Genomic DNA, 20,337 nt, shown 5'->3' with positions numbered 1-20,337 from the left:
TTTCAGCGGTTATACTTCGGGTTTTACGAATCCGGAAACATACCGATGCTCAACTATCGGCAGTTGCACTACTTCTGGGCCGTGGCCAAGACCGGCAGCATCGCCCGCGCCAGCGAACAGTTGAACCTCACCCCGCAAACCATCAGCGGGCAGATCAGCCTGTTCGAACAGACCTACGGCCTGGAGTTGTTCCAGCGCGTGGGGCGCCAGCTGGAGCTGACCGAAACAGGGCGCCAGACGCTGATCTATGCCGAGCAGATGTTCCAGCTGGGTAGCGAGCTGGAGGCCATGCTGCGGGCCGGTCCGCAGGAACAGATCCTGTTCCGCGTGGGTGTGGCGGACGTGGTGCCCAAGTCCATCGTCTACCGCCTGCTGGCACCGACCATGGAGCTGGACGAGGTGCTGCGCATCAACTGCCGCGAAGACAAGCTCGAACGGCTGCTGGCCGACTTGGCGATCCAGCGCCTGGACCTGGTGATTTCCGACAGCCCCATGCCCAGCCACCTGGACATCAAAGGTTATAGCCAGAAACTGGGGGAATGCGGGTTGAGCTTCTTCGCCACCCTGGCGCTGGCACAACGCCTGGAAGGCCCCTTCCCCGCCTGCCTGCAGGATGCGCCATTGCTTATCCCCGGGCAGGAAACCGTGGTACGCAGCCGCCTGCTGCGCTGGCTGGGTGAACAGCAGGTGCAGCCACGGATCGTGGGCGAGTTCGATGACAGTGCCTTGATGCAGGCATTCGGGCAGTCGGGCAGCGGCATCTTCGTCGCGCCCAGCGTGATCGCAGAGGAAGTGTGCCGCCAGTACGGCGTGGAGCTGATCGGGCAGACCGAGGCGGTGCACGAGTCGTTCTATGCCATTTCGGTGGAGCGCAAGGTCAAGCACCCGGGGATCGTGGCGATTACCGAGGGGGCGCGACGGGAGTTGTTTCATTGGTAGAGGGCAGATTTGACGCCCCCGCGTTTCAATGGTCATATGCCTGCCAGTTTCAGGTGCCCTGCGCCGCCGCGCGCAGGGTGAAACGGGAAGCCGGTGCGTCGTGTTACCCCACGACAAGTCCGGCGCTGCCCCCGCAACGGTAAGCGAGCGAACCCTTCGAGATACCACTGTGCACCTGCATGGGAAGGTGAAGGTTTCATGCCCCTCGCAAGCCCGGAGACCGGCCTGGAGCTTCACTTGGCAACCCGCGGTGGGCGGGCGCAGGCCGGTATCGGTGCGCGCGCCTGCGTGCACGGTGTGCCTTTGCGTGTTTTCCACCGGGATCCATTCATTCCTGCAGTAGTGGAACGACATGTCCCGTATCTTCAAGCTTCACCCCTTGGCGGCCTGCCTGGCCGTTTCCCTGCCGGCCCTGGCCGATGACCTCGACCGACAACCATTGGCCCTGCCCTCAACGGCCATCACCGACACCTTCGACAGCCACGCCATCGACCTGGCCACCCCGACCCAGGCTGGCTCGCGCCTGGGCCTGAGCGCCCTGGAGACACCGGCCAGCACCAGTAGCATCAGCGCCGAGGAGATCCAGCAGCGCAACAACCTCACCGTGCAGGACGCGGTGACCCGCTCACCGGGCATCAGCTACATCGGCTCCCCGGGCGACGGCGGCACGGGCCTGTCCGCCCGCGGCTTTACCGGGCACAACTCGGTGATGACCTTGTTCGACGGCGCACGCCTGTACACTGGTGCCGGCACCCAGACGTTCCCGATCGACCCGTGGATGGTCGAGCGCATCGATGTGATTCGCGGCCCGGCCTCGGTGCTGTATGGCGAAGGGGCCACCGGTGCGGTGGTCAACGTGGTCCCGAAAAAGCCGTTTGCCGGCGAGGTGCGCAACCACCTGCGCCTGGGCTACGGTTCGTGGGACCGCCAGCAGCTCGGCCTGGACAGCGGCGGCAGCCTTGGCGAGCGCCTGAGCTACCGCCTGGCCCTGAACCAGCAAGCCGGTAACGGCTGGGTCGACCGCACGCCGTCGCGCAGCCTGGCGTTGAGCGCCGCACTGCGCTTCGATGCCAGCGACGACCTCAGCTTCACCCTCGCCCACGACCGTGGCGATGCGCAGCCTGCCAACTATTACGGCACCCCGCTGATCGACGGCCGCTACCGCAGCAGCCTGCGCGACAAGAACTACAACGTGCAGAACGACGTGCAGCATTACGTCGATGAATGGACCCGCCTGAACACCGACTGGACGTTGAACGACCACCTCAGCGCCAGCAACCAGCTGTACTACATCAAGAGCCGCCGTCACTGGCGCAATGCCGAGGACTACAGCTGGGATGCAGGGCGCCAGCAACTGCTGCGTGGCAGCTACCTGCAGATCAAGCACAACCAGGAACAGTTCGGCGATCGCCAGGCCTTCACCCTCGACCACACACTGTTCGGTCTGGCCAGCAAGACCGTGGTCGGCGCCGAGTACAACAAGGTCCGCTTCAACGTCGACAGCAACGCGCCCTACAACGATGTGGGCGGCGACTACGTCGACCCGTGGCAACCGCAACCAGGTTGGTTCCACAGCGCCTCGCCACTGCGCCCGCAAACCCTGTCCAGCACCCACACCTTTGCCCTGTTCGCCGAAAACCGTCTGCAGTTGAGCGATCGCCTGTCACTGGTCACCGGTGTACGCCGCGACCAGAACCACATCGTCCAGGAGAGGCTGACCACCGACAGCCACAGCGACCGTAGCCTGCGAGGGGGCAACTGGCGCGCAGGGCTGGTGTTTGCGGTCAGCGAAGACCTGTCGCTGTATGGCCAGTACTCCACCAGCGAGGACGGGGTCGACAACCTCATCAGCCTCAGTGCCAACCAGATGCACTACGACCTGACCGAGGCCAGGCAGACCGAGGTGGGCCTCAAGCAGCGCTTCTGGGAGGGGCGTGGCGAGTGGACATTGGCGGCCTACCACATCGTCAAGAAGAAGCTGCTGGTGGATGACCCGCTCACCCACGAGAAGCAACAGGCTGGCCAGCAGACCTCCGACGGCCTGGAGGCAACCCTGGAACTGGCGCTGGCGCACCAGTGGCAGGTATCGGCAAACGCGGCGATCGTGCGCGCCAGGTATGACGACTTCGAGGAAATGGTCGGCGGCGTGGCTCAGGACCGTGCGGGCAATCGCCCGGCAAATGTGCCGCGGCGTACCGCCAACCTGTGGCTGAGCAAAGGCTTCGGCCAGTGGCTGGAGGCCGGCATAGGCGCGCGTTATGTGGATGAGCGCTATGCCAACACCGCCAACACCCAGAGCGCCCCCGGCTACACCGTGGTCGATGCCAACATCGGCTGGCAGGTGTTGCCGGACGTGCGGCTGGGGTTGCAGTTGAACAACCTGTTCGACCGTGAGTATGTGCAGTCGGCGTTCAGTGGGCAGCAGTGGCTGATGGGGATGCCACGGTCGTACTTTGCGACGGTGGATTACAGCTTCTGATCTGAACTGCCTGCACCGGCCTCTTCGCGGGTGAACCCGCTCCCACAGGGATATCACAGAATTCGAATACGGTGACGTACCTGTGGGAGCGGGTTTACCCGCGAAGAGGCCGGCACAGGCAGCACAAAAACATCTACCTCTCCGGGATAATTTAGTTATAAGATAACGTTTCAGTTGACATCGATTCCTAACAGCGACCTCCCATGACAAGCGCCAGCGCCACCCCCACCCTGCTCACCCAGCGCCTGCAGAGCATCGATGCCCTGCGCGGCCTGGTGATCCTGTTCATGCTCCTGGACCACGTCCGTGAAACCTTCTTTCTGCACCGCCAGGTCAGCGACCCGATGGCCATCGACGCCACCGAGCCGTCGCTGTTCTTCAGCCGCACCCTGGCCCACCTGTGCGCGCCGGTGTTCGTCATGCTGACCGGCCTGTCGGCCTGGCTGTACGGCGAGAAACACCAGGGCCGCAGCGATGTCGCGGCGTTCCTGTTCAAGCGCGGGCTGTTCCTGGTGGCGCTGGAATTCACCCTGGTCAACTTCGCCTGGACCTTCCAGCTGCCACCCAGCGTCATCTACCTGCAAGTGATCTGGGCCATCGGCGTGAGCATGATCGCCCTGTCGCTGCTGGTGTGGTTGCCACGTGCCGCCCTGATCGCCCTGGGCGCAATCATCATCGCCGGCCACAACCTGCTCGATGGCCTGCACTTTGGCGCCGAATCCGCCCTGCATGTGCCGTGGGCAATCCTGCATGACCGGGGCTGGCTGGAGTTCTCCGAAAGCCTGCGCCTGCGCACCTCCTACCCAGTGCTGCCGTGGATCGGTGTCATCGCCCTGGGCTACGGCCTGGGCCCCTGGTTCGCCCGTGGCAGCGAGGCCGGCCAACGCCAGCATCGCCTGCTGCTGGCCGGGCTGATCGCGCTGCTGGGCTTTGTCGTGCTGCGCCTGGTCAACGGCTACGGTGAGGCGCCGTGGAGCACTTATCCGACCGTCACGCAAACCCTGATGAGCTTCTTCAACATCACCAAGTACCCGCCGTCGCTGCTGTTCCTGGCACTGACCCTGGGCAGTGGCCTGCTGTTGCTGCGCGCCTTCGAACGTGCCGGCCAGGCCCGCTGGATCAGTGCCCTGGCGGTGTGCGGTGCGGCACCGATGTTCTTCTACCTGCTGCACCTGTATGTGCTGAAGCTGCTGTATCTGGCCAGCCTGGCGCTGTTCGGCCGCAACCATGGCGACTACTTCGGTTTCGACGGCATTGCCGCGGTGTGGCTGGCGGCAGTGCTGCTCGCGGTTTCGCTGTACCTGCCGGTGCGCTGGTTCGCCCGCCTGAAGGCGCGGCGGCGCGACATCACCTGGCTGAAGTACTTCTGAAAAGCGTTTTCACCCGGCGGCACGATGGTCTACCATGCCGGCCGCCGGTTTCCACCACGGAAACAATAGGGAATCCCAGGCCCGCCAATTCGGGCCAAACGGAACTGCCCCCGCAACTGTAGGTGCCGAGCCTGCTCCATCGATGCCACTGGGCCACGAACCCGGGAAGGCCGGAGCCAGGCGATGACGCACCAGTCAGGAGACCTGCCGGCCTACATTCACCAACCGGCGGGGTGTCCGGGATTGGCCATCAGTGTTGCCCCTGCCACCAGCGGGGGCTCGGCGATGCCTGTCCGTGCGTTCCTCACCCGAACTGTCCGATAGGAGATCGCCCAGCATGCTGCCCCGTTTTGCCACCCTGCTCGCCGGCCTGGGCCTCACCGGCCTGGCCCAGGCTGCTGCCACCCACTACCCGCTGACGCTGGACAACTGCGGCAAGCCGCAAACCTTCGCCCAGGCGCCGCAACGCACGGTCACCATTGGCCAGGCCAGTACCGAGCTGCTCTACGCGCTGGGGCTGGGCGACAAACTGGCTGCCACCTCGCTGTGGTTCAACAACGTGCTGCCCGAGTACCAGGTGCAGAACGCCAAGGTGCCGCGCCTGGCCGACAACGAGCCCAGCTTCGAGGCGGTAGTGGGCAAGCGCCCGCAGCTGGTGACGGTGCAGTTCGAATGGATGGTCGGCGCCCAGGGCGTGGTCGGCACCCGCGAGCAGTTCGATGAACTGGGCATCTCCACCTACCTGCTGCCGTCGGACTGCGAAGGCAAGGACAACCTGGTGGGTGCCGATGGCACCCGTCTGCAGGCGTTCCAGGTCGATACCATCTACAAGAGCGTCAGCCAGCTGGCGGCAATCTTCGACGTGCAGGACCGTGGCTCGGCCCTGAATGCCGAGCTCCAAGGCCGCCTGGACAGTGCCAGGGCGCAACTGGCCGGCAAGGACCTGTCCGCCACCTCGGCGCTGTTCTGGTTCTCCAGCGCCGACCTGCACATCGACCCCTACGTGGCGGGCCGCCAGGGGGTCGCCGACTTCATGCTGCGTACCCTCGGCGTGCGCAACGTGGTCGAGTCCAGCGAAGAGTGGCCGACCGTAGGCTGGGAAACCCTGGCCAAGGCCAACCCCTCGTGGCTGATCATTGCCCGCATGGACCGCCGCCGCTACCCCGCCGATGACTACCAGAAGAAGCTGGCATTCCTGCGTAGCGACCCGGTAACGCGCAACATGGACGCGGTGAAGCACGATCGCATCGTCATCCTCGACGCCGACGCCATGCAGGCCGGCATTCGCTTGTTCAGCGGCGTGCAGACGCTGGCCGCCGCCTTCGCCAGCGGCAAAGCAGCCCAATGATGATGCGCCTGTTACCCTGTATCGCCGTTGCCCTGGCCGCCCTGTTGGCCGCCCTGCTGGCCGGCACTGCCATCGGTGAAACCAACCTGGCGCCCGGCGTAGTCGGCCAGGTGCTGGCCAACCACCTGTGGCAGGCCGGCTATCCGGTCGACCTGATCGACGCCGGCATCGTCTGGAACTACCGCCTGCCCCGCACCCTGGTCGCTGCGGCCTGCGGCGCAGGCCTTGCCACCTGCGGCGTGATCCTGCAGGCACTGTTGCGCAATCCGTTGGCCGAGCCTTACCTGCTGGGGTTGTCTGCAGGCGCCTCGACCGGTGCGGTGCTGGTCGGCCTGCTGGGCTTCGGCAGCCTGGCGCTGAGCATGTCCGGCGGCGCCTTCATCGGCGCCCTGGCAGCGTTCGCTCTGGTACTGGTGCTGTCCAGGGCAGCCGGCCCCAGCAACAACAACGCCCAGGTGATCCTTGCCGGGATCGCCGGCTCGCAACTGTTCAACGCCCTTACCGCCTTCCTCATCACCATGTCGGCTACTGCCGAGCAGGCGCGCGGCATCCTGTTCTGGCTGCTGGGCAACCTCAGTGGCGTACGTTGGCCTTCGGTGTGGCTGGCCGTGCCAGTTGTACTGTTCGGGCTGTTGGTGTGCCTGTGGCATCGCCGTGCCCTGGATGCCTTCACCTTCGGTGCCGACTCGGCGGCGTCGCTTGGCATCCCGGTGCGGCGTACCCAGTTGCTGCTGATCAGCTGCGCGGCGCTGGTGACCGCCGTGATGGTGTCCATCGTCGGCGCCATCGGTTTTGTCGGGCTGGTGATCCCCCATGCCCTGCGCCTGCTGCTCGGCCCCGGGCACAGCCGCCTGCTGCCCGCCAGCGCACTGGGCGGGGCCCTGTTCCTGATTGCCGCCGACATCCTGTCGCGCACCTTGATCCCTGGCCAGGTGGTCCCCGTTGGCGTGGTCACCGCGCTGCTTGGCGCACCGGTCTTCGCGCTGATCCTGGTCAGCCGCCGGGGGCACCCATGACGGTCATGACGACGCTACGGATGGCCCCCTTGAGTTGCCACGACCTGGGACTGCAGCTGGCCGGCAACACCGTGCTCAGCGCTATCGAGCTGAGCGTTGTCGCCGGCGAGACCCTGGGTATCGTCGGCCCCAACGGCTCCGGCAAATCCTCGCTGCTGAAAGTGCTGGCCGGGCTGCGCAAGCCAGGCAGCGGCAGCGTGCGGTTGCAGGGCGAACCACTGGCACGGTTGCCCCGCCGCCGTGTCGCCCAGGCCCTGGCACTGGTCGAACAGCAGGCCGACACCCTCGATGCAATCAGCGTGTTCGACGCCGTTGCCCTGGGCCGCACCCCCTGGCTGTCGGCGCTGGCGCCATTCTCTCGGGAAGACCACGCAATCGTCGAGCAGGCCCTGGCCGACCTCGATGCCCTGCACCTGCGCGCACGCCTGTGGGGGTCGCTGTCCGGTGGCGAGCGCCAGCGCGTGCACATCGCCCGTGCCCTGGCACAGCGGCCGCAGGTGCTGCTGCTGGACGAGCCGACCAACCACCTGGATATCCAGCACCAGCTGAGCCTGTTGCAACAGGTGCAGGCCCTGCCGGTGACCAGCCTGGTGGCCCTGCACGACCTCAACCAGGCGCTCACCTGCGACCGCGTGGCGGTGCTCGACAAGGGCCGCCTGGTCGCCTTGGGCAAACCGCTCGAGGTGCTCACCCCCGAGCGCCTGCTGAACACCTTCGGCGTGCACGCCCACTACCTCATCGACCCCTTCGACGGCGCGCGCATCCTGCGTTTTCGCGCCCCCTGAACAGGAAGTTCTGCCCATGCCGCGCCCTGTCGCCCTGCTGCTTGCCAGCGCCCTGCTCGCGCCCCCAGCGCTGGCCGACTCCGCCCAGTCGCAAAGCAACGGCTTCATCGAAGATAGCCGCTGGAGCCTGCTCAACCGCAGCGTATTCGACCAACGCGACTACAAGCATGGCGGGCGCAACAGTGCCGGGCGCAACGCTTACAAGCCGCGCAATGAACGCAGCGGCAAGGCCGAGGAATGGGCCTATGGCCTGATGGGTACCTTCCGGTCCGGTTTCACCCAGGGGCTGATCGGTGTCGGGGTCGACGCCCACGCCTACCTGGGTGTGCAACTCGACAGCGGCGGCGGGCGCGTCGGCAAGGCACGCTTGCTCGGGGTGGATAACGAGGGGCACCCGAAAAACGAATACAGCCGTGCCGGCGCGGCAGTGAAACTGCGCATGTCCGATACCGTGCTGTCCTACGGTGAGCAACGGGTCAAGACCCCGGTGTTCAGCTCCTCCGACAGCCGCCTGCTGCCCGAGACCGCAACCGGGTTCTTCCTTGACAGCACCGAGTTCGACAACCTCAGGCTGGTTGCCGGGCACTTCAACGAGAGCGCCGACCGCAACGCTTCCAGCCATGACCAGGGCTTCGTGGTGAACTACTCCAATGGCCGCCAGGGCAACAGCTTCGACCTGGCCGGCGTGGTGTGGAACCCCGGTGCCGCCTTCAGCGGCAGCCTGTACACCTCACGTTATCAGGACAGCTGGAACCAGCATTACCTGGGCAGCACCCTAAGCCATGCCCTTGATGAACGCCGCAGCCTCACTCTCGACCTCAACCTGTACCGCACCACCGACACCGGCAAGGCGCTGTCCGGGCGCATCGACAACACCACCTGGAGCCTGGTCTCGCGTTACGACCACGGGCCGCACGGTTTCAGCCTGGGCTGGCAGCAGGTGGACGGCAACACGCCGTTCGACTACGTGACGCGAGGGGCGATCTTCATTGCCAATGCGGTGCAGATGTCGGACTTCAACGCACCGAACGAGAAGTCGTGGCAGGCGCGCTATGACCTGAACATGGGCGCCTACGGCGTACCGGGGTTGAACCTGACGGCATTGTACGTGCGCGGGTTCGATATCGACGGCAGCCATGTCGACCCTGCGGGCGGCTACGCGTACCTGGGGTATGGCAAGGGGGGCAAGCATTGGGAGCGCGACCTCGAGGCACGGTATGTGGTGCAGGGTGGCAAGGCCAAGGGCACCGTGTTTTCGTTGCGGCATAACGTGCATCGGGGCAATACGGCGCAGGCGGAGCTGGATGGGGACCAGATACGGTTGGCGGTGGAATGGCCCTTGGGGGGTGGGTTCTGATGTTTCGCGTGACCTGAAAAAATTCTGGGGCAGCTGCGCGCCCCTTTCGCGACACAAGGCCGCACAGCGGCCCCCAAAATCCATCAGGCAACCCAACTGCCGTATAATCGCCAGCACCCACTGCCCAACCAGGCCACGCCATGCCTCGCCTCCAGAAGTTGCTGTTACCCCTGCTGCTGGCTGCAGCCCTCACCGCCTGCGATCAGAAACCCTCCCGCGAAGAACAGATCCTGTCCCAACTGCCGCTGCAGGATGCCTACACGCACAACATCGAGCGCATGGCCGCGCTGCTCGGCCGCACGCACCCGCAGCTGTCGCAGGCGACGATCCAGGGCGTGCTGCGCAAGCACCTGACGGTCGAGGACCAGCGCCAGGACCTGTTCCGCCTGTACAGCGAAAAGAACTTCAGCGATGCCGAGTTCGCCACCATCGTCGAGGCCACCCAGGACCCGGCCAAGGCTCGCGCCCTGGAAGACACCGAGGCAGGCAAGCGCCTGAGCGAGAAGCTCACCGCCCTGATGCGCGAATCGGCCCGCGACGCGAAGGTGCAGGCCCTGGCCGAGCAGCGCATGCAACAGGTTGAAGACGAGCTGGACGCGCTGGAAGACGCGGGCTCCTGAACGCGGTTCCCCACTGCGCTCACAAGGCGTAAGGTTGTTCCCATTTCGTAGCTGTTTTTCGATCACTCGAGGTCAGGATTGCCACACACCAAGCACGGACTGCGTCTGGATCTACGCACACTCATTCTGGTGCTTTGCGCCCTTACCGCCGTGGTCATGCTGTGCGCCAGCTATTTCGCCAGCTACCGGGTGCAACGCCAGCTGCTGATCGACCATGCCCTGGAAGCCAACCGGGTGTATGCGATGAAGCTGGCCAGCATCACCGAGACCTTTATCGGCAACGCCTTGCAGCAGCTGTCGTTCAGCGCCGGCGTGCAAGGCCGACAGCTGGGTGACGCCGTCGCCCTGCAGGCGGAGACCGAGCGCGTCCTGAGCCAGAGCATGGCTTTCAACTCCACGTTCGTGATCGATGCCGACGGAGTACTGCTCGCGATTTCCCCCCCGCCCTTGCGGCACCTGGTCGGCAGCCACATGCACTCGCCCGGTGTCCAGGAGGCGCTACAGGCGCGCCGCCCACTGGTGTCGACGCCCTACATGTCGGCGGCCAACAACCTGGTGGTGGCGCTGTCGCAACCCATTTTCGACAGCAACGGCCGCTACCTGGGGTATGTCGGCGGCAGCCTGTACCTGCGTGAACGCAACATCCTCAACAGCCTGCTGGGCGAGCATTTCTACAAGGACGGTTCCTACCTGTACGTGGTCGACCGCAACCGCCGCCTGCTGTACCACCCCGACAGCCAGCGCGTGGGTACGGTGGTTGAAGGCAACGCATTGATCGACCAGCTGGCGACCCTGGGCAGTGGTACCCGGCAATTGTCCAACAGCCTCGGCGTGGAAATGCTCGCCGGGTTCGCCACCGTGCCCAGCGCCGGTTGGGGCGTGGTGGCGCAGCAGCCGCTGACCCAGACGGTGACGCCACTGAGCCACCTGATCCTCAGCGTGGTCGGCACCTCCGTGCCGTTGGCACTGGTGGGCAGCGTGCTGCTGTGGTGGTTGGCCATGACCATCGCCCGCCCGCTGTGGCAGCTGGCCGCCGGCGCCCGCTCGATGGACCGGGCCGGCACTGCCGAGCGCCTGCATCGGGTACCGGCCTGGTACTTCGAGGCGGCCGAGCTGAAGCGCGCGCTGCTATTCGGGCTGAACCTGCTGCATGAACGCATCGGCCGGCTCAACCGTGACGCCCAGACCGACCCGCTGACCGGCCTGGGCAACCGCCGTAGCCTGGAGTTCAGCCTGTCGTTGCTGGAAGCCGAGGGTCGGGCGTTTGCGGCGATCGTGCTGGATGTCGACCATTTCAAGCGAGTAAATGACGGCCACGGGCACGAGGTGGGAGACCAGGTGCTGCGTCGGCTGGCGGAACTGATGCGCCGCTGCTGCCGCGAGGGCGACTTGCTGTGCCGCACCGGCGGCGAGGAGTTCCTGATGCTGCTGCCGGGGGCCAGCCTGGACGTTGCGGCAGTGGTGGCCGAGCGGCTGCGGGTTACGGTGCAGGATACGCCGGTGGAACCGGTGGGGGCGGTGACGGTGTCGCTGGGAGTGGCGCATTGGGATGGCGAGGCAGAGAGCGAACCGGGGGATGCGTTGAGCGAGGCTGACCGGGCGCTTTACCGGGCCAAGCAGGAGGGGCGCAATCGGGTGGTGGTTGCCTGAGCGCCCTTGCCTGCCTGTTCCGGCCTCTTCGCGGGTAAACCCGCTCCCACAGGTCCCCCACTGCCCTCAAGGACGGTGCATAACCTGTGGGAGCGGGTTCACCCGCGAAAGGGCCCGAACAGACACTACACAGCTCAAGGCAAACCTATCGCCACATGAAGCAATGAACTTGGCAGGTTGTAACATTCATTGTCATAAAACTGTCTTGTTTCGGTCATAGGATTGACCCCAGCCTGACATTTTCACTTCATGGATGAGCGTCTCATGCGTCGTGTGGTTTTCAATCAGAAAGGTGGCGTCGGAAAGTCCAGCATCGCCTGCAACCTTGCCGCCGCCAGTGCCGCCGAAGGCTACCGGACCTTGCTGGTCGACCTTGACCCGCAGGCCAATGCCACCTATTACCTGACCGGCCTGGTCAATGACGCCATTCCTTCCGGCATCGCCGATTTCTTCCGCCAGACCTTGTCGCCAGTCACCGCTGCCGGCAAGAAGCACCGGGTTGCGATCACCGAAACCCGCTACCGCAACCTGCACCTGATCACCGCCAGCCCCGACCTCAGCGACCTGCAAGGCAAGCTGGAGAGCAAGTTCAAGATCAACAAGCTGCGCAAGCTGCTGGTGGAACTGGGCGAGGACTACGAGCGGATCTACATCGACACCCCGCCGGCGCTCAACTTCTATACCTTCAGCGCACTGGTGGCGGCCGAGCGGCTGTTGATCCCGTTCGACTGCGACAGCTTCTCGCGCCAGGCCCTGCACTGCGTCATGGCCGAGGTCGAAGAACTGCGCCAGGACCACAACCCGACGTTGCAAGTGGAAGGTGTGGTGGTCAACCAGTTCGCCGGGCGCACCGCGCTGCACCAGACCCTGGTCGAGCAATTGCGCGGTGAAGGCATGCCGGTGTTGCCGGTGTACCTGAGCAGTTCGATCAAGATGCGTGAATCGCACCAGGCCTCGGTGCCACTGGTACATCTGGCGCCGCGGCATAAACTGGCGCTGGAGTTTGTCGATTTGCTGGATGTACTGGAGCGTGCGGCCTGACAGAACCCTGGGTGCGCTTTGCGCCCCTTTCGCGACGCAAGGCCGGTACACAAAGACCGCGCCGCCTTTGAAAGCTGTGCACGGACTTGTGTCGCGATGGGCTGCAAGGCGGCCCCAAAATATCAATCCCGAAGCACTACCCGACCGTTCGTCCGGGTGGTAGATTCGCCGTCATGAAAACCACCCGGCACACCCGCACGCTGACCGCCTGGACGCTCTACGCCAGCGTCCTGTTCAGCCTGGTTCTGTGCGGCCTGCACCATGGCCAGATGGGTGGCCTGCGCCTGGCCGGCCTGGAAGGCGGTTTCTGCTCGATCAACAGCGAACACGGCGTAGCCATCGACCTGGATGGCGCCGGCGGCGACCAGCACATGGCACAGCTCGACTGCCCGGTGTGCTCCTCGTTCGGCATGGCCGTACCGCTCAGCAGCAGCGGCTGGTCGTTCACCCCGGCGCAAACCGTGGCCACCTCGCCCATAGTGGTGCGCAGCTGGGCGCAACCGCCACCGCGCTATCAACGCCCCGCCCTCAACCCCCGCGCCTCCCCCGTCGCTTTCCCCGCAGCCGTACTTCATTTCGCCTGACCTCAGCCGGGCGCGCCTGACTGCGCGCGCTCGCGGTCAGCCATGACCTTTGCGTGGAAGACACATCAACATGCTTCGCAATACCTCCCTGGTGCTCCTCATGGGCACCTGCAACCTTGCCTGGGCGGATGCTGCCCCGGTGGAACTGAACGCCACCACCATCGACGGTAAACGCGACGCCGCCAGCGGCGTGCAACTGGACGAGCCGATCCGCACCGGCTCGCGTCTGGCCCTCACCGCGCGGGAAACGCCGGCCTCGGTCAGTGTCTCGGACCGCCGCCTGATCGAAGAGCGCGGCGCCAAGGACAGCCAGGACGTGATCAACGCCATGACCGGCGTCAACGCCTCGGCCAACCCCGGCTTTGGCGGCTTCGTCGCCTATCGCGGCTTTACCCAGAACCAGGTTACCCAGTTGTACAACGGCATCAACCTGGGCTACAGCAGCGCCACACGGCCCGTGGATGCCTGGGTACTCGACCGCGTCGAACTGATTGGCGGGCCGTCGTCGTTCCTGCATGGTGCGGGCGCGGTGGGCGGCTCGATCAACTACATCACCAAGCTGGCCAGCCGCGATCAGCAGACCATCGATGGCCGCATCCGCTACGGCAGCTTCGACGACAGCGAAGTGGCGTTCGGCATCAACCAGGCTCTGGCCAGCAACCCCGCCGATGCCCGCCACTTCATGCGCCTGGACTTCAGCCGTGGGCATGGCAACGGCTACATCGACCGCAACGAACGGCACACCGACAGCCTGGCCTTCTCGTTGCTGAGCGACCTCACGCCGAACCTCACCCACACCCTGGCCCTGGAATACCAGGAAGACCGCGAAGACAGCCCTTACTGGGGCTCGCCGATCCTGCCTGGGCGCAGCACGATGAAGATCGACAACAGCCGCCGCTTCGAAAACTACAACGTCGGTGACGGGCGCTATGAGCAGCGGGTACGCTGGCTACGCTCGATCCTCGACTACCAGCTCAGCGACAGCACCAGCGTGCAGAACACGCTGTACCACTACAACGCCCAGCGCGATTACCGCAACCTCGAACGTTACAGCTACACCAACGATGACAAGGTACAGCGCAGCAGCCCTTACCTGCAGCGCCACGACCAGAACCTGCTGGGCGACCGCATCGAGCTGCGCCACGACAACCAGCTGTTCGGCCTGGCCAGCCAGTGGTCGCTGGGGTTGGAGTACTCGCGCATGCGCCAGACCCTCTACCCCACCTCGAGCAGCTGGAGCGATGTGGTCGATGCCGAGCACTTCGACCCCGGCAGTTTCGACGACATCCCCGGGGTGAACGCCGGCCTTACCAAGCAACGCCGCCACGAGGTGACCAACCGCGCGGTGTTTGCCGAAAACCGCGTGCAACTCACCGAACGCCTGGCCTTGCTGACCGCCCTGCGCTACGACTACCTGGACATGCAGGTGACCAACTACGGCGCGGTAACGCCAACCTCGCCGGCGTTCTTCGAACGGCGCTGGGAACCGCTTTCCGGGCGTATCGGCCTGACCTATGCGCTGACCCCGTCCGCCAGCGTCTATGCACAGTACAGTACCTCTGCCGACTTGCCGGCCGGCTCGCTGGCAGCAGCGACCTATTCCAACGTCGGGCTGTTCGACCTGTCGAAGGGCGAACAGTGGGAAGTGGGCAGCAAGTTCGACTTCCTCGACGGGCGCGGCGCGGCCACGCTGGCGCTGTACCAGATCGTGCGCAAGGACTTTGCCGTGCGCGACTCCAACGACGCCAACCTCACGGTCCAGGCCGGGCAGCAGACCTCGCGGGGTGTCGAGTTGTCCGGGCGCCTGCAGGTGACATCCAAGCTGCTGGCCGAGGCCAACTATGCCTATGTCGATGCGCAGTACGACGAGTTCAACGAGGCCGTCAACGGTGTATCGGTGTCGCGCAAGGGCAACGCACCGGTGAACGTACCCGCCAACGTCGCCAACCTGTGGCTGACCTACAGCCTGACCCCGGCATGGTCGGTGGGGGCGGACGGGCGCTACGTGGGCTCGGTGTATGCCGACAATGCCAACAGCCTCAAGGCCCCGGCCTACACCCTGTTCGGTGCGTTCGCCCGCTACCGGCTGGATGAACACACCACGCTCACCGGGCGGGTACGCAACCTGACCGATGAGGTGTATGCCAAGCAGGCCTACAACAGCCAGTACTACATGGGGCCGCCGCGTACCTTCGAACTGGCGCTGGATATGCGTTTCTGAGCTTATTGCCCGCGTTCCTGTAGGAGCGGCCTTGTGTCGCGAAGGGCTGCAACGCAGCCCCGGCGATGCCTGCGCCTACTTCAAGATCCTGGGGCTGCTGCGCAGCCCGATCGCGACACAAGGCCGCTCCTACAAGGCCTGCGTCAGCTGCATAGCTGGTGGTTGAATCAGGCATCCCGAGGTCGCCCTCGACAAAGCGCCCTGCAGCGCCCGGTTATCTACTGACAAGCACAACAATGATGGCGCGGCCCGACCGCGCCACTTTCATCATGCCTGCCAATGGAACCGGAGAGCACTCGCATGCCCGCACCTCACGAGGTATCCCCCGCCACCCTGCGCCGGGTGATCGCCGCCTCGGCCATCGGCAATTTCGTCGAATGGTTCGACTTCGCCGTCTACGGCTTTCTCGCTACCCTGATCGCCAGCCAGTTCTTCGCAAGCGAAGACGCCAGCGTGGCCTTGCTCAAGACCTTTGCGGTGTTCGCCGTGGCCTTCGCCCTGCGCCCGCTGGGCGGCATCGTGTTCGGCGCGCTGGGTGACCGCCTGGGGCGCAAGCGCATCCTGTCGCTGACCATCCTGCTGATGGCCGGCTCCACGACCCTCATCGGCCTGTTGCCGACCTACGCCAGCATCGGCCTGGCAGCCCCTGCGCTGCTGACCCTGGCGCGCTGCCTGCAGGGGTTTTCCGCCGGTGGCGAATATGCCGGGGCCTGCGCCTACCTGATGGAGCACGCGCCCAACGACAAGCGCGCCTTCTATGGCAGCTTCGTGCCGGTGTCGACCTTTTCCGCCTTTGCCTGCGCGGCGGTGATCGCCTATGGCCTGGAAGCCAGCCTGTCGGCCGAGGCGATGAATGCCTGGGGCTGGCGCATACCGTTCCTGATCGCCGCGCCACTGGGGCTGGTTGGCCTGTACCTGCGCTGGCGCATGGAAGAAACCCCCGCGTTCCGCGAAGCCATCGCCCAAGGCAAGGAGCATGAACATTCGCCGCTCAAGGAAACCCTGCGCAACCATGGCCGAACGATCCGCAACCTGGGTGCCTTCATCTCGCTGACCGCGCTGTCGTTCTACATGTTCACCACCTACTTCGCCACCTACCTGCAACTGGTCGGCAACCTGACCCGCGCGCAATCACTGCTGGTGACCACCGTGGCGCTGCTGTTCGCTGCGGTCGGCTGCCCGCTGGCCGGGGCATTCTCGGACCGCGTCGGGCGGCGCAAGACCATCGGCTTTACCTGCCTGTGGGTGATGCTGTGCGTGTTCCCGGCGTACTGGCTGGCCAGCTCCGGCTCGATGTCCGGTGCGCTGCTGGGGGTGATCCTGCTGGCGGTGGGGGCGTTGTGCAGTGGCGTGGTCACGGCGGCATTGCTGTCGGAAAGCTTCCCTACCCGCACCCGCTATACCGCTTCGGCAATTACCTACAACGTGGCCTATACGTTGTTTGGCGGCACCGCGCCATTGGTGGCGACCTGGCTGATCGGGCAGACCGGCAGCAGCCTGGCACCGGCGTTCTACCTGGTGGTGATTGCGCTGGTGGCGCTGGCGGGCGGGTTGGCGTTGCCGGAAACTTCGCGGATTTCGTTGCATGATGAGGCTAGGGGCGACAGTGCAAGAGCTGGGGCTCGTCGTACTGTTTGAGAATTTGGGGCCGCTTTGCGGCCCATCGCGACACAAGGCCGCTCCTACAAGAGATTGCGTCAATTTGCGGCTGATGCGATCCCCTGTAGGAGCGGCCTTGTGTCGCGATGGGCTGCAAAGCAGCCCCAAAACGCTCAACCCTCCTGCACCTCTTCCCGCCGATACGCCCACTGATACAACGCCGGCAACACCAGCAAAGTCAGTGCGGTGGACGACAGAATCCCGCCAATCACCACGGTCGCCAGCGGCCTCTGCACCTCGGCCCCGGTGCCGGTAGCCAAGGCCATCGGGATGAACCCCAGCGACGCCACCAGTGCCGTCATCAGCACCGGCCGCAAGCGCGTCAGCGCGCCCTCCTCGACCGCTGCCCGCAGCGTGCGCCCTTCTTCCCGCAGGCCACGGATAAAGGCAATCATCACCAGCCCGTTGAGCACCGCCACGCCCGACAAGGCAATGAACCCCACGCCAGCGGAAATGGACAACGGAATGTCCCGCAACCACAGCGCCAGCACCCCGCCGGTAAGGGCGAACGGGATGCCGGTGAATACCAGCAGGCCATCCCTGAGGTTGTTGAACATCATCAGCAACAGCGCCATGACCAGCAGCAAGGCCACCGGCACCACCACCTGCAGGCGCTTGGCCGCCGACTGCAGCTGCTCGAACTGGCCGCCCCAGCGAGTCCAGTAACCCGGCGGTATCTGCACCTGCTCGATCAGCGTCTGTTCGGCCTCCTCGACGAACGAGCCCAGGTCACGCCCACGCACGTTGGCGCTGACTACCACCACTCGCTTGCCATCCTCGCGGCTGACCTGGTTCGGCCCTAGCTGCAGGTTCAGCGTGGCTACCTGCGACAGCGGGATAAAGCCGATTTGCCCGGCACCCGCAGCCGTATTGGCCGGCACCGGAATCAGCAGGCTGGCCAGTCCGTCGACATCGGTGCGCAGGGTTTCCGACAGGCGTACCACCATGTCGAAACGGCGGTCACCTTCGTACAGCGTACCGGCCGTGCGGCCACCCACGGCAATGGCAATGGCGCCCTGCACATCACCCACGTTCAGGCCATGGCGGGCTGCCTTGTCGCGGTCGATATCGATGGTCAGCACTGGCAGGCCAGTCGTCTGCTCGACCTTTACCTCGGACGCGCCCGGCACGCCTTGCAGACTGCTGGCGATCTGCGCGGCAGTGCGGTTGAGCACATCCATGTCATCACCGAAAAGCTTCACCGCCACATCGCTGCGTACCCCGGAAATCAGCTCGTTGAAGCGCAGCTGGATCGGCTGCGACAGTTCATGGTTGCTGCCCGGCACGCTGGCGGCGGCACGTTGTACCTCGGCAATCAGCTCATCACGCGGCTTGCCTGGGTCGGCCCATTGCTCACGCGGGCGCAGCATCACATAAGCATCGGAAATGTTCGGCGGCATCGGGTCGGAGGCGATCTCGGCAGTGCCCGTGCGGGCGAACACCCGCTCCACTTCCGGCACCTGGGCGATGATCGCCTGTTCCAGGCGCCGCTGCATGTCGACCGACTGCGACAGGCTGGTGCCCGGCACGCGCAAGGCCTGCAGGGCGAAGTCGCCTTCGCTGAGGCTGGGGATGAACTCGCTGCCCATGCGGCTGGCCATAACCCCGGACAACAACACCAGGGTAGCGGCGGCAGCGAACGCCAGCTTGCGCCGGCCCAGCACCCAGGCCAGCACTGGGGCATAGCGCTGACGCGCCGTGCGCATTACCAGGCCCTCCTCTTCGTTGACCTTGCCGGTGACGAACAGGGCAATGGCCGCCGGCACGAAGGTAACCGAGAGGATCATGGCACCGAGCAGGGCGGTGACCACGGTAAAGGCCATAGGGTGGAACATCTTGCCTTCCACCCCGGTCAGGGCAAAGATCGGCAGGTACACCACCATGATGATCAGCTGGCCGTAGATCAGCGGCCGGCGCGCCTCACGGGCGGCCGCGAACACTTCATGGAAGCGCTCGCTGCGGGTGAGCATGCGGCCATGGCGCTGCTGGGCGTGGGCCAGGCGGCGGATGGCGTTCTCCACGATCACCACCGCGCCGTCGACGATGATGCCGAAGTCCAGGGCGCCCAGGCTCATCAGGTTGGCGCTGACCTTGTTGCTGAACATGCCGGTGAAGGTGAACAGCATCGACAACGGAATGACCATGGCAGTGATCAGCGCAGCGCGGATGTTGCCCAGGAACAGGAACAACACGGCGATGACCAGGATGGCGCCTTCGACCAGGTTCTTCTTCACCGTGGCGATGGCCTTTTCCACCAGGTTGGTGCGGTCGTACACCGTAACGGCGACCACGCCCTTGGGCAGGTTGCGGTTGATATCGACCAGCTTGGCGGCGACCGCCTGGGACACCGTGCGGCTGTTCTCGCCGATCAGCATGAACACCGTGCCTAACACCACTTCCCGGCCGTTTTCGGTGGCCGCGCCCGAGCGCAGCTCTTCGCCCAGGCCAACCTGGGCAACATGGCTGACGCGGATTGGCGTGCCATCGATACTGGAGATGACGATATTGGCGATGTCCTCGGCCGACGCCACCTGGCCTGGCGCGCGAATCAGCAACTGCTCGCCATTGCGCTCGATGTAGCCGGCACCGACGTTGGCATTGTTGCGCTCCAGCGCCGCGATCAGGTCATTGAGGGTGAGTTTGTAGGCCGCCAGGCGCTTGGGCTCCGGCGCAATCAGGTACTGCTTGGCATGGCCGCCGATGCTGTTGACCTCGGCCACCCCGGGCACGTTGCGCAGCTGCGGCTTGATGATCCAGTCCTGGATCACCCGCAGGTCAGTCGGTGTGTAGGGCGTGCCGTCCTCCTTCAGCGCGCCCTGCTCGGCCTCCACCGTCCACAGGAAGATTTCACCCAGCCCGGTGGAAATCGGCCCCATGCCCGCTTCGATGCCGGCGGGCAACTGCTCACGCGCCACCTGCAGGCGCTCGTTGACCAGTTGACGGGCGAAGAACAGGTCGGTGTCGTCGTCGAAAATGACCGTGACCTGGGACAGGCCCGAGCGCGACAGCGAACGGGTCTGCTTGAGCCCGGGCAGGCCGGCCATGGCGGTCTCGATGGCGAAAGTGATGCGCTGCTCGGTCTCCAGCGGCGAATAGCCGGGCGCGGCGGTATTGATCTGCACCTGGACGTTGGTGATGTCCGGTACAGCGTCGATCGGCAGTTTCTGGTAGCTGTGAATACCCATCGCGGCCATCAGGACCACGGCCAGCATCACCACCAGGCGCTGCTCGATGGCGAATTGGATCAGGCGTTCGAACATACAGGTGT

The 20,337-nt window shown here is 65.1% G+C and carries 15 protein-coding genes and 2 riboswitches; of the genes, 14 read left to right on the top strand and 1 reads right to left on the bottom strand.

Going from position 1 to position 20,337, the window contains the following annotated elements; all coding sequences use genetic code 11:
- Positions 1–45: 45 nt before the first annotated feature.
- From nhaR to RIN61_RS21365, 14 genes are all read left to right on the top strand, one after another.
- Positions 46–939: a transcriptional activator NhaR gene (gene nhaR / locus RIN61_RS21430; RefSeq protein WP_112252408.1), complete on the top strand. Its 894-nt coding sequence runs from the start codon at positions 46–48 to the stop codon at positions 937–939.
- Between the two features lie 34 nt (positions 940–973).
- A riboswitch (cobalamin riboswitch) is annotated at positions 974–1,182 on the top strand.
- Between the two features lie 109 nt (positions 1,183–1,291).
- Positions 1,292–3,418, top strand: coding sequence for a TonB-dependent receptor (locus RIN61_RS21425; RefSeq protein ID WP_207878374.1), 2,127 nt, complete (start codon positions 1,292–1,294; stop codon positions 3,416–3,418).
- A gap of 203 nt (positions 3,419–3,621) precedes the next feature.
- A complete protein-coding gene (locus RIN61_RS21420; protein WP_313853915.1) occupies positions 3,622–4,788 on the top strand; it encodes an acetyltransferase domain-containing protein in 1,167 nt (388 codons plus the stop codon).
- A gap of 28 nt (positions 4,789–4,816) precedes the next feature.
- A riboswitch (cobalamin riboswitch) is annotated at positions 4,817–5,014 on the top strand.
- 111 nt (positions 5,015–5,125) lie between these two features.
- Positions 5,126–6,136, top strand: coding sequence for an ABC transporter substrate-binding protein (locus RIN61_RS21415; protein WP_313853913.1), 1,011 nt, complete (start codon positions 5,126–5,128; stop codon positions 6,134–6,136).
- Positions 6,136–7,152: a FecCD family ABC transporter permease gene (locus RIN61_RS21410; RefSeq protein ID WP_313853912.1), complete on the top strand. Its 1,017-nt coding sequence runs from the start codon at positions 6,136–6,138 to the stop codon at positions 7,150–7,152. The genes RIN61_RS21415 and RIN61_RS21410 overlap by 1 nt, the downstream gene beginning before the upstream one ends.
- Positions 7,153–7,157: 5 nt before the next feature.
- Positions 7,158–7,937, top strand: coding sequence for an ABC transporter ATP-binding protein (locus RIN61_RS21405; RefSeq protein ID WP_390899151.1), 780 nt, complete (start codon positions 7,158–7,160; stop codon positions 7,935–7,937).
- Positions 7,938–7,953: 16 nt separating this feature from the next.
- Positions 7,954–9,294, top strand: a complete 1,341-nt coding sequence (locus RIN61_RS21400) for an OprD family porin (RefSeq protein WP_112252402.1) — start codon at positions 7,954–7,956, stop codon at positions 9,292–9,294.
- A gap of 140 nt (positions 9,295–9,434) precedes the next feature.
- Entirely contained in the window at positions 9,435–9,914 is a 480-nt protein-coding gene (locus tag RIN61_RS21395) for a hypothetical protein (RefSeq protein WP_313853909.1), read from the top strand.
- A 78-nt stretch (positions 9,915–9,992) separates the two neighbouring features.
- Entirely contained in the window at positions 9,993–11,564 is a 1,572-nt protein-coding gene (locus RIN61_RS21390) for a sensor domain-containing diguanylate cyclase (RefSeq protein WP_112252400.1), read from the top strand.
- Positions 11,565–11,828: 264 nt separating this feature from the next.
- Positions 11,829–12,605: a ParA family protein gene (locus tag RIN61_RS21385; RefSeq protein ID WP_112252399.1), complete on the top strand. Its 777-nt coding sequence runs from the start codon at positions 11,829–11,831 to the stop codon at positions 12,603–12,605.
- A gap of 173 nt (positions 12,606–12,778) precedes the next feature.
- Positions 12,779–13,189, top strand: a complete 411-nt coding sequence (locus RIN61_RS21380) for a DUF2946 family protein (protein ID WP_207878362.1) — start codon at positions 12,779–12,781, stop codon at positions 13,187–13,189.
- Between the two features lie 70 nt (positions 13,190–13,259).
- The gene (locus RIN61_RS21375; RefSeq protein WP_112252398.1) at positions 13,260–15,410 is read left to right on the top strand and encodes a TonB-dependent receptor; all 2,151 of its coding nucleotides are present in this window, start codon (positions 13,260–13,262) and stop codon (positions 15,408–15,410) included.
- A 31-nt stretch (positions 15,411–15,441) separates the two neighbouring features.
- The gene (locus RIN61_RS21370) at positions 15,442–15,576 is read left to right on the top strand and encodes a hypothetical protein (RefSeq protein ID WP_313853903.1); all 135 of its coding nucleotides are present in this window, start codon (positions 15,442–15,444) and stop codon (positions 15,574–15,576) included.
- A gap of 134 nt (positions 15,577–15,710) precedes the next feature.
- On the top strand, positions 15,711–17,048 hold the full coding sequence (locus RIN61_RS21365; RefSeq protein ID WP_207878358.1) for an MFS transporter: 1,338 nt from the start codon (positions 15,711–15,713) through the stop codon (positions 17,046–17,048).
- 134 nt (positions 17,049–17,182) lie between these two features.
- Here the strand turns inward: RIN61_RS21365 and RIN61_RS21360 are convergent, their stop codons facing one another.
- Complete coding sequence (locus tag RIN61_RS21360) at positions 17,183–20,329, bottom strand: efflux RND transporter permease subunit (protein WP_313853900.1); 3,147 nt, start codon at positions 20,327–20,329, stop codon at positions 17,183–17,185.
- Between the last annotated feature and the right edge of the window lie 8 nt (positions 20,330–20,337).

It is taken from the genome of Pseudomonas inefficax (genome assembly GCF_032164165.1).
Classification (GTDB): Bacteria; Pseudomonadota; Gammaproteobacteria; order Pseudomonadales; family Pseudomonadaceae; genus Aquipseudomonas; species Aquipseudomonas inefficax.
The sequence above is the reverse complement of the archived record's forward strand: the minus strand, read 5'-3'. Positions and strand labels throughout refer to the sequence as shown.

Excerpts from the sequence above, each read along its gene's own strand:
- RIN61_RS21360 (WP_313853900.1), bottom strand. The coding sequence starts at position 20,329 with ATGTTCGAACGCCTGATCCAATTCGCCATCGAGCAGCGCCTGGTGGTG.
- RIN61_RS21405 (WP_390899151.1), top strand. The coding sequence starts at position 7,158 with ATGACGACGCTACGGATGGCCCCCTTGAGTTGCCACGACCTGGGACTG.
- RIN61_RS21425 (WP_207878374.1), top strand. The coding sequence starts at position 1,292 with ATGTCCCGTATCTTCAAGCTTCACCCCTTGGCGGCCTGCCTGGCCGTT.
- RIN61_RS21400 (WP_112252402.1), top strand. The coding sequence starts at position 7,954 with ATGCCGCGCCCTGTCGCCCTGCTGCTTGCCAGCGCCCTGCTCGCGCCC.
- RIN61_RS21365 (WP_207878358.1), top strand. The coding sequence starts at position 15,711 with ATGCCCGCACCTCACGAGGTATCCCCCGCCACCCTGCGCCGGGTGATC.
- RIN61_RS21415 (WP_313853913.1), top strand. The coding sequence starts at position 5,126 with ATGCTGCCCCGTTTTGCCACCCTGCTCGCCGGCCTGGGCCTCACCGGC.
- RIN61_RS21375 (WP_112252398.1), top strand. The coding sequence starts at position 13,260 with ATGCTTCGCAATACCTCCCTGGTGCTCCTCATGGGCACCTGCAACCTT.
- RIN61_RS21420 (WP_313853915.1), top strand. The coding sequence starts at position 3,622 with ATGACAAGCGCCAGCGCCACCCCCACCCTGCTCACCCAGCGCCTGCAG.
- RIN61_RS21385 (WP_112252399.1), top strand. The coding sequence starts at position 11,829 with ATGCGTCGTGTGGTTTTCAATCAGAAAGGTGGCGTCGGAAAGTCCAGC.
- RIN61_RS21395 (WP_313853909.1), top strand. The coding sequence starts at position 9,435 with ATGCCTCGCCTCCAGAAGTTGCTGTTACCCCTGCTGCTGGCTGCAGCC.
- RIN61_RS21410 (WP_313853912.1), top strand. The coding sequence starts at position 6,136 with ATGATGCGCCTGTTACCCTGTATCGCCGTTGCCCTGGCCGCCCTGTTG.
- RIN61_RS21380 (WP_207878362.1), top strand. The coding sequence starts at position 12,779 with ATGAAAACCACCCGGCACACCCGCACGCTGACCGCCTGGACGCTCTAC.
- nhaR (WP_112252408.1), top strand. The coding sequence starts at position 46 with ATGCTCAACTATCGGCAGTTGCACTACTTCTGGGCCGTGGCCAAGACC.